Genomic DNA, 12,559 nt, shown 5'->3' with positions numbered 1-12,559 from the left:
CCTCGCTGTCGTCGCCATAGCTGCCTGGAGGTCCCGCCGGGACCCGCTATGGACCTCTACGCATCGTATGTGCGCGCGGAAGAGGGCGTGCGGGGGGCATAGGTCCTGAATCGCTCACGAATCAGGACCGGGCGGACCGAAGCGGACGCGGGTGACCGCGGCCCGTCTCTCTCAAGGGCCCGTCTCCCGCAGCCGCCCGTCTCTCAGTGCCCCGTCTCTGTCCGCCTCAGTCGAAACGGACGGCGAGCAGGACGACGTCCTCCACGCCCTCTGACCGGTCGAGGCCGTCGGGCAGGACGGCGTGCAGGATGTGGTCGACGAGACGGTCGGGGTCGTCGCGGGCCGGGCGCGGGGCGCTCTGCGCGGCGGCGTGCAGCCGGGCGAGCGCCCGGTCGGCGGACTCCCCCGTACGGTGCAGCAGCCCGTCCGTGAACAGCACCAGGGTCTCGCCGGGCCGCGCGTACAGCTCGACGCTGGGCGCCTCCCAGCAGCTGAGCATGTTCAGCGGCGCGGACAGCGACGTCTCGACGTACTCGCAGCGGCGGTCGCCGATCACCAGCGGCGGGCAGTGTCCCGCGCCCGCCAGGATCAGCTTGCGGCCGCCGGGGCCGCCCGCCGGGCGCGGGCCGCCGTTCGCCGCCTCCGCCTCCACGTACGCGAACAGCGCCGTCGCGGACCTGGCGGGCTCGGTGAGCCGCATCAGCAGTTCCAGGTCGGACAGGACCGCGACCGGGTCCTCGCCCTCCATCACCGCGTACGCGCGCAGGCTCGCGCGCAGCCGACCCATCGCGGCCACCGCGCCGGGGCCGCGCCCCGTCACCCCGCCGACGGCCAGGCCGAGCGCGCCCTCGGGCAGCGGCAGCGCGTCGTACCAGTCGCCGCCGCCGCGCGGATTCGTCCGGTGCCTGACCGCCAGCCGTACGCCGGGGACGCGCGGCAGCCGTTCCGGCAGCAGTTCCGCGGCCAGCGCCGCCGTGGTGTCCCGTGCGCGCCGCAGGTCGAGCACGCGTGCGGTGTGCTCGGCGGCGAAGCGCAGATACAGGCCCATCAGGCGGCGCTGCCGGTCGTCGGGTTCCGCGGGTTCGTCGTAGAACCACACGGCCGTGCCCAGCCTGCCGGCCGACTGCGCCGTCAGCCGCAGCGCGTAGCTCGCGCCGAGGCCGAGCTGGACGGCGACCTCGCGGTGCCGCCGGTCGAGGCCGGGTTCGTGCAGCAGGTCGGCGTGGACGCGTTCGCCGTCCGCGTCCCGCGCCGCCGATCCGTCCTCCGCCGCTGATCCGTCCTGCGCTCCCGATCCGTCCCGCGCCCCTGACCCGTCCCGCGCTCCTGATCCGCTCGCGTCACTCGGCACGCCGGTGTCGGAGGCGGGCGTACGGGGTACGGGCACGGTCTCGATCGTGCCGAGGTCGGCGTGGCCGAGGCCGAGGCCGACGGTGCGTTCGGGGCCGAGGCCGTCGGCCGGCTCCAGCGCGACCATGCCGCGGCGGGCGCCGACCAGGGTGGCCCCGGCGCGCAGCACCTCGTGCAGCGTGTCGTCCAGCGCGGTCGTCCGGGCCAGCCGCTCGGTCAGCTCGTGCACCAGGGACAGGTCGCACACCCAGGAGGCCAGCCGGTCCTGCACGGCGGGGGAGCCGTACCGGTCACCGGCCGCTTCCTCCGGCGCCCGGGGACGGCCCGCACCGGGTACGGTCACGGGCTTGGCCGCGGGTTCGGCGGCCTGGTCGGTCACGGGCGCGGTCGCGGAACCGGTCGTGGAATCGGGTGCGGAACCGATCGTGGAACCGATCGTGGAACCGATCGTGGAACCGGCCGCCGGTTCCGTCACCGGTCCCGTCACCGGTTCCGTCCTCGGTCCCGCCGGTTCCGTCGCGGGTGCGGGCGGAGCGGCGGGGGAGACGGCGGGGACCGCGGAGGCGGCCGTGACCTGCGCAGGGCCTCCCGCGGGGGACGCATTCTGCGCCGCCGCGGAAGGAGGTGGCTCTGTTCCGGCCACTTTTTTCATGTGAGCGGCGCTCATGGCCGGGGGCTTCCGGCCAGTCGCCAATGGATGGGGCATTCCGCGCTTTTCGTCCGCAAAGCGCGGCGCATCTGCATCAATAGCATCGCAAACCCCCATGTCGTGGCGCGTCGCTACCAAGGAACCCACTTGTACACGCACAATCGCGGGCATGTCCAGGATTGTCCTGGTAGACGGAGTGGTGTCGGGACGTGACCGGCGTCACGTGCCGTGGTGCGCCGGTGGCCTGGAGTAGCCGTCGGACCGCCGCAGGTTGGCCAGAAAGAGCTACCCCCGTCTCATGCGCGCTGTCGACTGATCCCGGCCAACAGCGCGTCATATTTGCGGGTGATGGGTAGGAACCCGGAGTCCGGCTCAAGCGTCGTAGTACGTAAGCAATTGACAGCCGACCCCACCCCGAGTGGCGAGCGGGAGCTGCGCCCAACGGGATCCACGACTAGTGGCTCGCGATCGGGGCAAGTGAGCAAGCGCCATGCGCACGCCACCCACCGCCACGTTCCACGCTCGGCCGGCGGCGTGATGCGCTGCCTCGTGAACGGCGTGCTCGACAGATACGTGTGCAAGGGCAGATCCCTGGGCGTTAACGGAAAGGAACGAGCGCTGATGCGCGAGATCCTCGGAAGGCGACGCAAGCTCTCACTGCCGCGAAAGGGGCGGACCGCGTTGCGTGACGCGGCGCTCACCTATGCCGAGCAGTGGCAATGGCGTGTGGTGCCCGGTGTCGGATACGACAAACGCGGCACATGGCGGGCGACCGGTGCGCAGCCGTGCGCCTGCGCCCGCCCCAACTGCCCGGTGCCCGGCGCCCATCCGCACGAGCCGGGACTCCTGGCCGCCACCCGTGACCCGCGCATGGTGCGCTGGTGGTGGACGCGCAGGCCGGACGCGCCGGTGGTCCTCGCGACCGGCGACCGGGTGTCCGCGGCGAGCCTGCCCGCGGTGGCCGGCACGCGGGCGCTCGACGCGATCGAACGCCTCGGCGTACGGCTCGGCCCGGTGGTCGCCACCCCCACCCGGTACGTGATCCTCGTCGCGCCCTACTCGCTCGCCGAGCTGGGCGAACTCCTCGACAGCCAGGACTGGGTGCCGACATCGCTGCGCTACCACGGCGACGGCGGATACGTGGCGCTGCCGCCGTCGAGCAGCAGCGCGGGGCAGCTCCGCTGGGTGCGGCCCCCGGTGCCCGAGGCGACGGGGCCCGACGCGCCGGTCGGGCTCGGCGGCGCCGCGCCGTGGCTGCCGCGGATCGGCGACCTCGTGGACGCCCTCGTCCGCGCGGGCCGGACCGCGCCGGACGGCGACCGGCTCACCTATTGATCCGCGTATTGATGCGCCGCGTTGACACCGCGCCTGTTCTGAACGCTGTTCAGGGCGGGCGCGGTGTCGTTCGCCGCGCGCTCTGTCACTCGTTCGGGTAGCCGAGGGCCCCGGCCCTGCGCTGAACGGCGCCTGATCGTTCCGAAGTCCCCGGTCCGCCCGCTACGTTCGGCGGACCGCAACCGTCGAGCGCAGGTGGGGTCGTGCCCGTGGAGCCGAAGTCACAGCCGCAGCCGCAGCCGCAGCCGCATTCGCAGGCCGTTCAGCAGGTCGCGCAGGACCATGTGTCGGGGCTGCGCATGGTCGCCCTCGCGAGCGTCGCCGCCCTGGCCGTCGTCCTGCCGCTGGCCGCCGCCACGGACGGCCCCTCGGAACACCCGGGCCACGGCGGCCACTCCGGCCACGCGGGCCTCGGCGCTCCGCACGGCAGGACCACGTCCGTGGACGGTTACGGAATGCTTCCGCCGCCCGCCGAAGGCACCTGAACCGCTACCGACCGGTACGACGAAAAGCGTCGCCGTCGTCTCCCTCGCATGGCGAAAAGCGCCGTCCGGCGCCCCGCGGGCATGGAAACGCCCGGTCGCTGGCGACGGGGGATGCACCAGCGACCGGGCTGACCAAACGGTAACAAGACTTCGTCCGTTAGCAAATTCCCCGATGCCGACGGGGCGCCGATTAGCCGCGATTCAACGGGAGTTGTGACCGGAATCACGGCCTCCCCCTCCGTGCAGCCCCCGCCCCCACCGGCCGGTGGTCCGCAGACCTCCCGATCTGCCCCGCCGGGGCGGGCGGTGACGTGCGGGAGCGTGGTGGTTGGTGGCGCAGTTCCCCGCGCCCCTGAAAAGACCGGCCCCCCGCCCGGACGAAAGACGGTGCGCCCCGTGAGGGGCGCGGGGAACTGCGCGGCCAGCCCCTACCGGCGGGTGGTCCGGGGGCGAGCGGACTGCCCCGTTGGGGCGGGTGGTGAGGTGCGGGAGTGTCGTGGCTGGTGGCGCAGTTCCCCGCGCCCCTTAAAGGATCGGCACACCGCCTGGGCGAAAGTGGGTGTGCCCCGTCAGGGGCGCTGGGGGCACCTCCCGGCCGAAGGTTGGGGGAGGAACTGCGCGGGTAACCCACCACCGGCGGGTGGTCCGGGGGCGACCGGACTGCCCCGCCGGGGCGGGTGGTGAGGTGCGGGAGCGCTTCGGCCGGGGTGACGGCCCCCCGTACGGCTGGAGGCCGTGGAATGGCTCGCCGCGAGGCGGAAGGCGGTCGGCGTCAGCTCAGGGTGATCTGGCGGTTGGTGAAGCCGCTGCGGGCACGCCGCTCGTCGGCGGTGAGGGGGCCGGACTTGGCAAGCGTCTCGGCCAGACGCTCGTTGAAGGCGGCGGCTGGCTTCTCCACCTCGTCGGCGCCCATGCCGACCGGCAGGTCCCACACCGGCACCACGAGCCCGTGCGCGCGGAAGGAGCCGACCAGCCGCGTACCGTCACCCAGCGACGACACCCCGGCGGCGTGCAGCCGGGCCAACGCGTCGAGCAACTCCTCCTCGGGGTGCGGCATGACCCACCGCAGGTGGTTCTTCTCCGGCGTCTCGCACCAGTACGCGGCGTCCACGCCGGTCAGCCGTACGGTCGGGATCGCCGCCTGGTTGGCCCGCTCCAGCGAAGCGGCCACCTCGCCGGTCGCCGCGTCGGCGTCCTCCAGCCAGAACTCGAAGCCGCTGTGCACCTCGGGCGTGAAGGGCGCGTCGAGGTCCAGCACGTCCTGGAGGCGCGGCCCGTCCTGCGGCGGGCGGCGGCCGTCCACCGGATTGCCGGGCGCCGCGGTGAGCGCGCGCAGCAGCGTGTCGGCGAGGTCGCGGCTGACGTCACCGGACGCCGCCTCGTTCTGGAGGCCGAGCAGGACGGCCCCGGTGTCGCGGCGCAGTCCGGGCCACGCCATCGGCAGCACGGTGCCGAGCGTCACCGAAGGAACGCCGTCGGGCAGCGCGTCCTTGAGGGTGAGCGGGGCGGTCGCCGCCGGAACCAGCTCGCGCAGCGCGACCCAGTCGCACTCGCCGGGCAGCCCCTCGAACGGGCGGCGCACCAGCTCGGTCACCGCGTGCGACGCCTCGCGGCCGTGACACGCCTTGTACCGGCGGCCCGAGCCGCAGGGGCAGGGCTCGCGCGCGCCGACCACCGGGACCTCTCCGCTCGTCGGGACCTTCGTCTTCGTCGCGGTCGCGCGCTTCTTGGCCATGGCTCGGTCTCTCCCGTAACGGCGGTGTTCCGGCCGTGAGCCTAGCGCCCGGCGCGGTCGCCGCCGGACCACGGCGAGGCGTGCGGAGGGGGCTACCGGGGTGTCCTGCGTGCTGTAGTGCTGTGCCCCGCGCGGCCCGGTGCGGCTCTGTGCGGCCCGGCGCGCGGCCCTACGCCTGGACCCGCGACCTCAGCCGCGTTCGTCGACCGCGTCGAAAGCCGTGTTCAGCGACCCGAGCGCGTCGAATGCTTCGATCGATTCGGCCAGGTCCATCGACATGCCCATCGGCAGGCCGCCGCCCGCACCGACGATCGGACTGATGCCCGTACCGCCGATTCCGCCGAGTCCGGCCCGCTGGCCGCGCGTGCCGCCCGTACCGCCCGCGATCACCGGGTCGTCGCGGCGCGCGTGCCGGGCGCGTACCGGAAGGACCGCCCAGACCGTTACCTCGCCGGGCGCGTCGTCGCGCACGCCCCAGCGCAGCGACAGGCTCCCGACGATGCCGAGGCCCCGGCCGCCGTGCGCGCTCAGGGAGGGGGTGGAGGGGCGTGGCCTGGTGGGGCCGCCGCCGTCGGTCACCTCGACCGCGAGGAGTCCGTCCGTGCCTATCGCCCACGCGGCGCGTATCCCGCACTCGCCGCAGTCGGCGCGGTCGCTGTCGGTACGGCCGCTGCCCGTACGTCCGCTGTCCGTCCGTGGGCTGTCGTGACGGCCGCCGGCCGTCCAGTCGTCGTTCACCGTACGGGGAGTGTCCCGGGCGGACCGTGCGCCACCGGCGTCACCGCCGCCCCCGGCCTCGTGCGTCTCCAAAGGACGCGCGTGCCGGAAGGAGTTGCTCAGCAGCTCCGACAGGATGAGGACGGCGTCGTCGATCACCGGCTCCGGCACGTCCTGCGCGCACAATTCGTTCCGCAGTTTCCGGCGCGCCACCGCGACGCCGGTCGGACCATGGGGCAGGGCCATGGTCGAGGACGTAGGCACCTCCTGCGCCACCATCAACGACACCCCCGAGACCTCCTTCACGCCCTTGCGCCACGGGATGGATGCCCTCTGCGACTCGGCCGGAAACAAGCCAACCGCGATCTATTGACGTACTCCGTACACATTCCCGACGCACAATTGCAGCCCGAACACGATACGAACGCGCCGGGGTACGCCCTGTGACGGCTGTCGCCTGGTGATGTCGGCTGCTCTGTGTTGACTCCTGCTGTGGCCTGCGGACATCTGTGAACTTCAACGACCCAGTTGGGACAGAACCGCACTCGGGCGGTTGGTGATGATGGAATCCACCCCGAGCCGTACGCACAACTCGACATCGGCGGGTTCGTCCACCGTCCAGACGTGGACGCGGTGCCCCGCCTGGCGCAAACGCGCCACGTATCCCGGATCGGCGCGCACGATCCGCATGCTCGGCCCCGCGATGCCGACGCCCGCCGGCAGCCACCCGCTCCAGCGCCGGGGGAGCGCGTGGCGCACCAGGAAGACGGTGGGGACCGCCGGCGCGGCCAGCCGTACCCGGCGCAGCGCCCCCGGCGAGAAGCTCATCACCCGCACCTGGGCGGGCTCCCCGCGTGCCGGGCGGTCCATACCGAAGTGCCGCAACAGGTCGAGCAGCCGCCGCTCGACCTGGCCCGACCACCGCGTCGGGTGCTTCGTCTCGATCGCCACCTCCAGGCGGCGGTCGGTGTCCGCGACCAGTTCCAGCAGGCGGCGCAGCGTGAGGACGCCGCTGCGTTCGCGCACGGCGTTTTCGTCCTCTTCTTTTACGCGTCCCGCGCGAGCACCTCTTATATGCGCGTCTTTCGCACGGGCGTCTCCTGGGTGACGGTCCCGGCTTCCGGCGCCGCCGGGTCCGCCGCGGCCGTCCTTCCACGAGCCGAAGTCCAGCGCGGCGAGGTCGGCCAGGGCGAGGGAGGAGACGGCGCCCCGGCCGTTCGACGTACGGTCCACCCGCCGGTCGTGGACACACACCAGCTCGCCGTCCGAGGTCAGCCGGACGTCGCAGTCCAGGGCGTCGGCCCCGTCCTCGATGGCTTTCCGGTACGCGGCGAGCGTATGTTCTGGTACGTCCGCGGAGGCGCCTCTATGGGCGACGACCTGGACAGGTCGCCCGTCCGGAAACGCCTCCGGGACCGCGCGCGCGTAAGTCACCGTGTCATGGTGCCACCGTCTCCCCGGCGGCCCGGTAACACGGCCGTACGACGGGTACGCGAAGATGCACAGCTACCGCTTACGGCGGTCCGACACGCCGTGGGAAATGCTGTGTTCGGCCCACCACCTTGTTCCGCACCCGGTTCGGAATCCTGTTCAGAACCTGTCCCGACCCTGAGGAGAATCGCTGTGAGCACCGAGAACGAAGCCGGCTCCGGCTCGGCTGCGGAGTCGGCAGCGCCCGCGCCCGACGGTGCCTCGGCGGCCCAGGCCCCCGTACCTCCTGCCGCTCCGCCGCTCGCCCCGCCGCCCGCTCCTCCGACGGCCCCTCCGGCCGCCCCGCCCGCGCCCGCCGCTCCCCCGGCGTCCGCGGACGGCGAGTCGCGTACGGAGATCCTGCCGGAGGTACGGGACGCGGCTCCGGTGCCGCCCGCGGATCCGTACCGGGCCCCGGCCGACCCGTACTCGTCGCCGTCCTCCTCCTCTTCTTCCTCTTCGCCCGCGCCCGCGCCTTCGCCGTCGCCCTACGGTCCGCCGAGTGGGCCGCCTTCGCCGTACGGGACGCCGCCTGCCGCGGTGTTCGCGGCGGAGCAGCCGCCCGCGGGGCCGGGCGCGTTCGGTGCGTCGGGTGCGTCGGGTGCGTCGGGTGCGTCGGGTACGGAGCAGGGCGCGGGGTCGGGCCACGGCGGGTCGGGTCATGGCGGGTCCGGCCACGGTGGCGGGCCGCACGACCCGTTCGCCGCGCCGTCGTCCCCCTACGGCGCGGCGAACGCGCCCGGTACCGGCCAGCCCGGCGGCCCCGGCGGTCTGCCGCCGGCCTGGGGCACGCACGTTCCCCCGCCGCCGAACGACGGCCGCAAGCGCCGCGGCGGCATCGGCGGCATGGTCGCCGCCGTCCTGGTGGCCGCGCTGGTCGCGGGCGGCGTCGGCGGAGGCGTCGGCTACGCGATCGCCGACCACAACGACAAGTCGAGCTCCACCTCCTCGACCACCGTCTCCGACTCCGGCAGCCAGAAGGCGTTCAACCGCGCCCCCACCTCGGTGGCGGGCATCGCCAACAAGGCGCTGCCGAGCGTCGTCACCATCAAGGCCAGCGGCAGCCAGGAGAGCGGCACCGGCACCGGTTTCGTCTACGACACCGAGGGCCACATCCTCACCAACAACCACGTGGTCGCCCCGGCGGCCAGCGGCGGCAAGCTCACCGTCACCTTCTCCAACGGCAAGACGTACGACGCGGCCGTCATCGGCCGCGCCCAGGGGTACGACGTGGCCGTCATCAAGCTGAAGAACGCCAGCGGCGTCAAGCTCACCCCGCTGCCGCTCGGCAACTCCGACCAGGCGCAGGTCGGCGACGCCACCATCGCCATCGGCGCTCCCTTCGGCCTCTCCGGCACGGTCACCACCGGCATCGTCAGCGCCGTCCACCGCCCCGTCGCCTCCAGCGACGGCCAGGGCAGCAGCGCCTCCTACATGAGCGCGATCCAGACCGACGCCTCGATCAACCCCGGCAACTCCGGCGGCCCCCTCCTCAACGCCAACGGCGCCGTCATCGGCATCAACTCCGCCATCCAGCCCGCGGGCAACAGCGACCCCGGCACCCAGGGCGGCAGCGTCGGCCTCGGCTTCGCCATCCCCATCAACCAGGCCAAGCGCGTCGCCGACCAGCTCATCAAGACCGGCCAGCCCGTCTACCCGGTGATCGGCGTCAGCCTCGACACCCAGTACCAGGGCGACGGCGCCAAGATCTCCACCGACTCCAACACCGCCATCACCTCCGGCGGCCCCGGCGCCAACGCCGGCCTCAAGCCCGGTGACGTCATCACCCGCTTCGACGACACCCTCATCGACAGCGGCCAGACCCTCATCGGCGAGATCTGGCAGCACTCCCCCGGCGACAAGGCCACCATCACCTACACCCGCAACGGCACCTCCCACACCACCACCGTCACCCTCGGCCAGCGCACCGGCGACAGCAACTAGCCCCCACCCACTAAGCTGTCCCCGCGCCCCGCGCCAGGAGGCTTGCCCGAGCGGCCTAAGGGAACGGTCTTGAAAACCGTCGTGGCAGCGATGTCACCGTGGGTTCAAATCCCACAGCCTCCGCGCAGCTAGCAATCACGCAGGTGGGGCGGGATCTCGATCACATCGAGATCCCGCCCCACCTGTCGTGCGTCCCGCTCGTGTGCCACCGAATCCCACCGATGACCAGTGCGTGTGGTCAATCTGTGGTCAGGTTTCGCGACCCCTTCTGCGGACTACGCTCCGCTATCCCGCCTGGTCAGCGAGTGCTTGGCTGATCAGCTCGCTGGCCCGGTCCTGCACGCCGCGAAGGATCTTCGCGGAGAAGCGAAAGAGCACGGCGACGCTGTGCCCGGCCCGCCGTGCGGCCTCCAGCGGGTCGACGCCCGCGTTGATCCACAAGGAGATGCCGGCCTGCCGCAGGCAGTACGGCACCTCGGCGAGCGGCGTCTCCAACTCCTCGGCGGAGAGCACCTTTCCCCGCGCCGCCTGCCACATCTCGGTGTACTCGGTGGAACGTACGCGCCCGCCGCCGACAGCGCGGAAGAACCGGCCGTCCGGAGCGGTGCCGTACGTCCTGATGTGCTCGCGGAACATGCGGACGAGGGCCGGCGGAATCGGCACCGATCTGGTCGCCTTGCGTGCACGGCGCTTGAGTCCGCGCTTCTCGTACGGCTGCCCGTCGTCGGTCCAGTCCGATCCGACTTCGGGCCGTGACTCGGAGAGGACGAGTTCACCCCAGGCATCCTCGTCCTCCTCGTCGGGGAGGAGGCACCCTGTTTCGCCGAGTGCTGCGGCTTCGGAGGGTCGTGTCGAGGCGTAGTGGAGGCAGCCGAAGAACGCTTCGAGATGCTCGCCGACGTGGCCGCCGCTTCCCGTTCCCGGGGCCGCGCCTTCGAGCGCATCATGCTTCTGGGCGGTGACGACGTGGTCGAGGCAGCCCACGACCTCAACGCCGCTGCCCTCGCCGTCGACTGGCAGGCCACCGGCAAGACCCCGGACACCCTGGAAGCCTGGCGCGACCGCAACCGCGCCACCTTCCGCGCCATCAACGCGTTCCACGAGGCCGCCCGCGTGGACCTCGGATTCTCGGGCAATGTCACCGGCGAAGCCCACCCCGCCCGTGATCTCCTCCTCCCCCCGGCCCGCCGCGACAACAACGCCGGCACCTGAGGGCGATGCGGGGCTCTCCTTCCTTGCGTCCTCTCGGCCGTCCATGGTCCCTGGGTGGCCAATGCATGCTAAGGATGTCGTGGGGCTCGCTCCCCGCCTGCACGTTGCTGTGTCGAAGAGTGGGCAAGTCTTGCCCTAGTGGCGAAGTGCCTGAGTGTTGGCGGATTATTGCAATAAGGAATATATGTCCGAATCTCGGCAGGTGAGTAAAATTGGCCGTCGAACCGAATAAAGCCCCAGGTCATTTACTCTGCTCCCCGCCCGCGCGGGGCTGTTCCCTGGCCGCCCTGGCCGCCCTGGCCGTCGACGTGCTGCTCCCCGCCCGCGCGGGGCTGTTCCCTCGCCCGGCGGTACAAGACCTCGCCGAAGACGCTGCTCCCCGCCCGCGCGGGGCTGTTCCCCGCGACGTCCCTATTCAATTTCAGCGCCGATTCTGCTCCCCGCCCGCGCGGGGCTGTTCCCGAGGCGGGCATGACCGCCCCCACCTTCCGGGCCTGCTCCCCGCCCGCGCGGGGCTGTTCCCCACCGGTCCCGCCACTGTGCCGCCGCCTCGCCCTGCTCCCCGCCCGCGCGGGGCTGTTCCCTGCGCCAGCCGGATCAGGGCGGGCCGGTAGTCCTGCTCCCCGCCCGCGCGGGGCTGTTCCCGCCATGACGCCACGGCCGCCACAACTGCTCCCCGCCCGCGCGGGGCTGTTCCCTCGTGCGCCCCCGGCTTCTCGTCATTGATGAACTGCTCCCCGCCCGCGCGGGGCTGTTCCCGAGGCCGAGGTCTGGAACTACAACCCCGGCGACTGCTCCCCGCCCGCGCGGGGCTGTTCCCAGGTGGTTCGTCGGCATGGGAAGGGCGCGTACCTGCTCCCCGCCCGCGCGGGGCTGTTCCCCATGGCCTCCCAGGACCGGAACGGGGCGATCGCTGCTCCCCGCCCGCGCGGGGCTGTTCCCGGCACGTCGGGATGATTTCCAGCTCCTGTACGCTGCTCCCCGCCCGCGCGGGGCTGTTCCCCACACCGGCATCGTGACGTTCGCCGGGGACAACTGCTCCCCGCCCGCGCGGGGCTGTTCCCGCCGTTGCCGTCTTCGCGAGCAGCGCGCGACTCTGCTCCCCGCCCGCGCGGGGCTGTTCCCTCCACCGGCAGGTCGCCGCCGAGGGTGGCCTTCTGCTCCCCGCCCGCGCGGGGCTGTTCCCCCGCGGTTCGCCCCATCCAGGGCGCGCCCCAGCTGCTCCCCGCCCGCGCGGGGCTGTTCCCACCTCGTGCAGCCGCTCCCGCGCGTCGGACAGCTGCTCCCCGCCCGCGCGGGGCTGTTCCCGGCATCAACGGCACTGTGGTTGCCAGCCCCGACTGCTCCCCGCCCGCGCGGGGCTGTTCCCGGCATCAACGGCACTGTGGTTGCCAGCCCCGACTGCTCCCCGCCCGCGCGGGGCTGTTCCCCCGGACCATACTGGCCCCTTTGCCCCGAGCTGCTGCTCCCCGCCCGCGCGGGGCTGTTCCCACCAAGGTCTGCTGGGCCACGAGCCTGTCCAGCTGTTCCCCGCCCGCGCGGGGCTGTTCCCGCGCCGATGGTGTGGAGCACGATGGAGCGCACCTGCTCCCCGCCCGCGCGGGGCTGTTCCCGCCTTCGTGCCGGGCCTCGGCTTGGTCGCGGACTGCTCCCCGCCCGCGC

Annotated in this window: 9 protein-coding genes, 1 tRNA gene and 1 CRISPR repeat array (1 of these 11 only partly in view); of the genes, 5 read left to right on the top strand and 5 right to left on the bottom strand. The window is 72.9% G+C overall.

What is annotated here, in order from left to right; genetic code table 11:
• Window positions 1–226: 226 nt before the first annotated feature.
• Complete coding sequence (locus ACIOC1_RS02175; RefSeq protein WP_401851225.1) at window positions 227–2,017, bottom strand: SpoIIE family protein phosphatase; 1,791 nt, start codon at window positions 2,015–2,017, stop codon at window positions 227–229.
• Between the two features lie 603 nt (window positions 2,018–2,620).
• Between ACIOC1_RS02175 and ACIOC1_RS02170 the strand changes: the two genes are divergently transcribed.
• Window positions 2,621–3,334, top strand: coding sequence for a bifunctional DNA primase/polymerase (locus ACIOC1_RS02170; RefSeq protein WP_355336591.1), 714 nt, complete (start codon window positions 2,621–2,623; stop codon window positions 3,332–3,334).
• Window positions 3,335–3,543: 209 nt separating this feature from the next.
• On the top strand, window positions 3,544–3,819 hold the full coding sequence (locus ACIOC1_RS02165; RefSeq protein WP_401851223.1) for a hypothetical protein: 276 nt from the start codon (window positions 3,544–3,546) through the stop codon (window positions 3,817–3,819).
• A 772-nt stretch (window positions 3,820–4,591) separates the two neighbouring features.
• Here ACIOC1_RS02165 and ACIOC1_RS02160 read toward each other — a convergent pair.
• From ACIOC1_RS02160 to ACIOC1_RS02150, 3 genes are all read right to left on the bottom strand, one after another.
• The gene (locus ACIOC1_RS02160) at window positions 4,592–5,554 is read right to left on the bottom strand and encodes a DUF5926 family protein (protein WP_188281531.1); all 963 of its coding nucleotides are present in this window, start codon (window positions 5,552–5,554) and stop codon (window positions 4,592–4,594) included.
• A gap of 189 nt (window positions 5,555–5,743) precedes the next feature.
• Entirely contained in the window at window positions 5,744–6,559 is an 816-nt protein-coding gene (locus ACIOC1_RS02155) for an ATP-binding protein (RefSeq protein WP_401851220.1), read from the bottom strand.
• Window positions 6,560–6,787: 228 nt separating this feature from the next.
• Window positions 6,788–7,705, bottom strand: a complete 918-nt coding sequence (locus ACIOC1_RS02150; protein WP_391158927.1) for a glycerophosphodiester phosphodiesterase family protein — start codon at window positions 7,703–7,705, stop codon at window positions 6,788–6,790.
• A gap of 189 nt (window positions 7,706–7,894) precedes the next feature.
• Here ACIOC1_RS02150 and ACIOC1_RS02145 point away from each other — a divergent pair, with 189 nt between their 5' ends.
• Complete coding sequence (locus ACIOC1_RS02145) at window positions 7,895–9,685, top strand: S1C family serine protease (protein WP_401851217.1); 1,791 nt, start codon at window positions 7,895–7,897, stop codon at window positions 9,683–9,685.
• A 36-nt stretch (window positions 9,686–9,721) separates the two neighbouring features.
• Window positions 9,722–9,808 (top strand) — tRNA-Ser (locus ACIOC1_RS02140).
• 162 nt (window positions 9,809–9,970) lie between these two features.
• On the opposite strand, the gene ACIOC1_RS02135 is transcribed toward ACIOC1_RS02140, so the two are convergent.
• On the bottom strand, window positions 9,971–10,348 hold the full coding sequence (locus ACIOC1_RS02135; RefSeq protein WP_401851215.1) for a hypothetical protein: 378 nt from the start codon (window positions 10,346–10,348) through the stop codon (window positions 9,971–9,973).
• Between the two features lie 198 nt (window positions 10,349–10,546).
• On the opposite strand from ACIOC1_RS02135, the gene ACIOC1_RS02130 reads away from it, so the two are divergent.
• On the top strand, window positions 10,547–10,897 hold the full coding sequence (locus tag ACIOC1_RS02130; RefSeq protein WP_401851212.1) for a hypothetical protein: 351 nt from the start codon (window positions 10,547–10,549) through the stop codon (window positions 10,895–10,897).
• 250 nt (window positions 10,898–11,147) lie between these two features.
• Window positions 11,148–12,559: a CRISPR direct-repeat array (repeat unit 29 nt; unit sequence CTGCTCCCCGCCCGCGCGGGGCTGTTCCC); it runs 769 nt beyond the window's last position.

It is taken from the genome of Streptomyces sp. NPDC088197 (assembly GCF_044741185.1).
Classification (GTDB): Bacteria; Actinomycetota; Actinomycetes; order Streptomycetales; family Streptomycetaceae; genus Actinacidiphila.
This window is presented reverse-complemented; position numbering and strand designations above follow the sequence as displayed.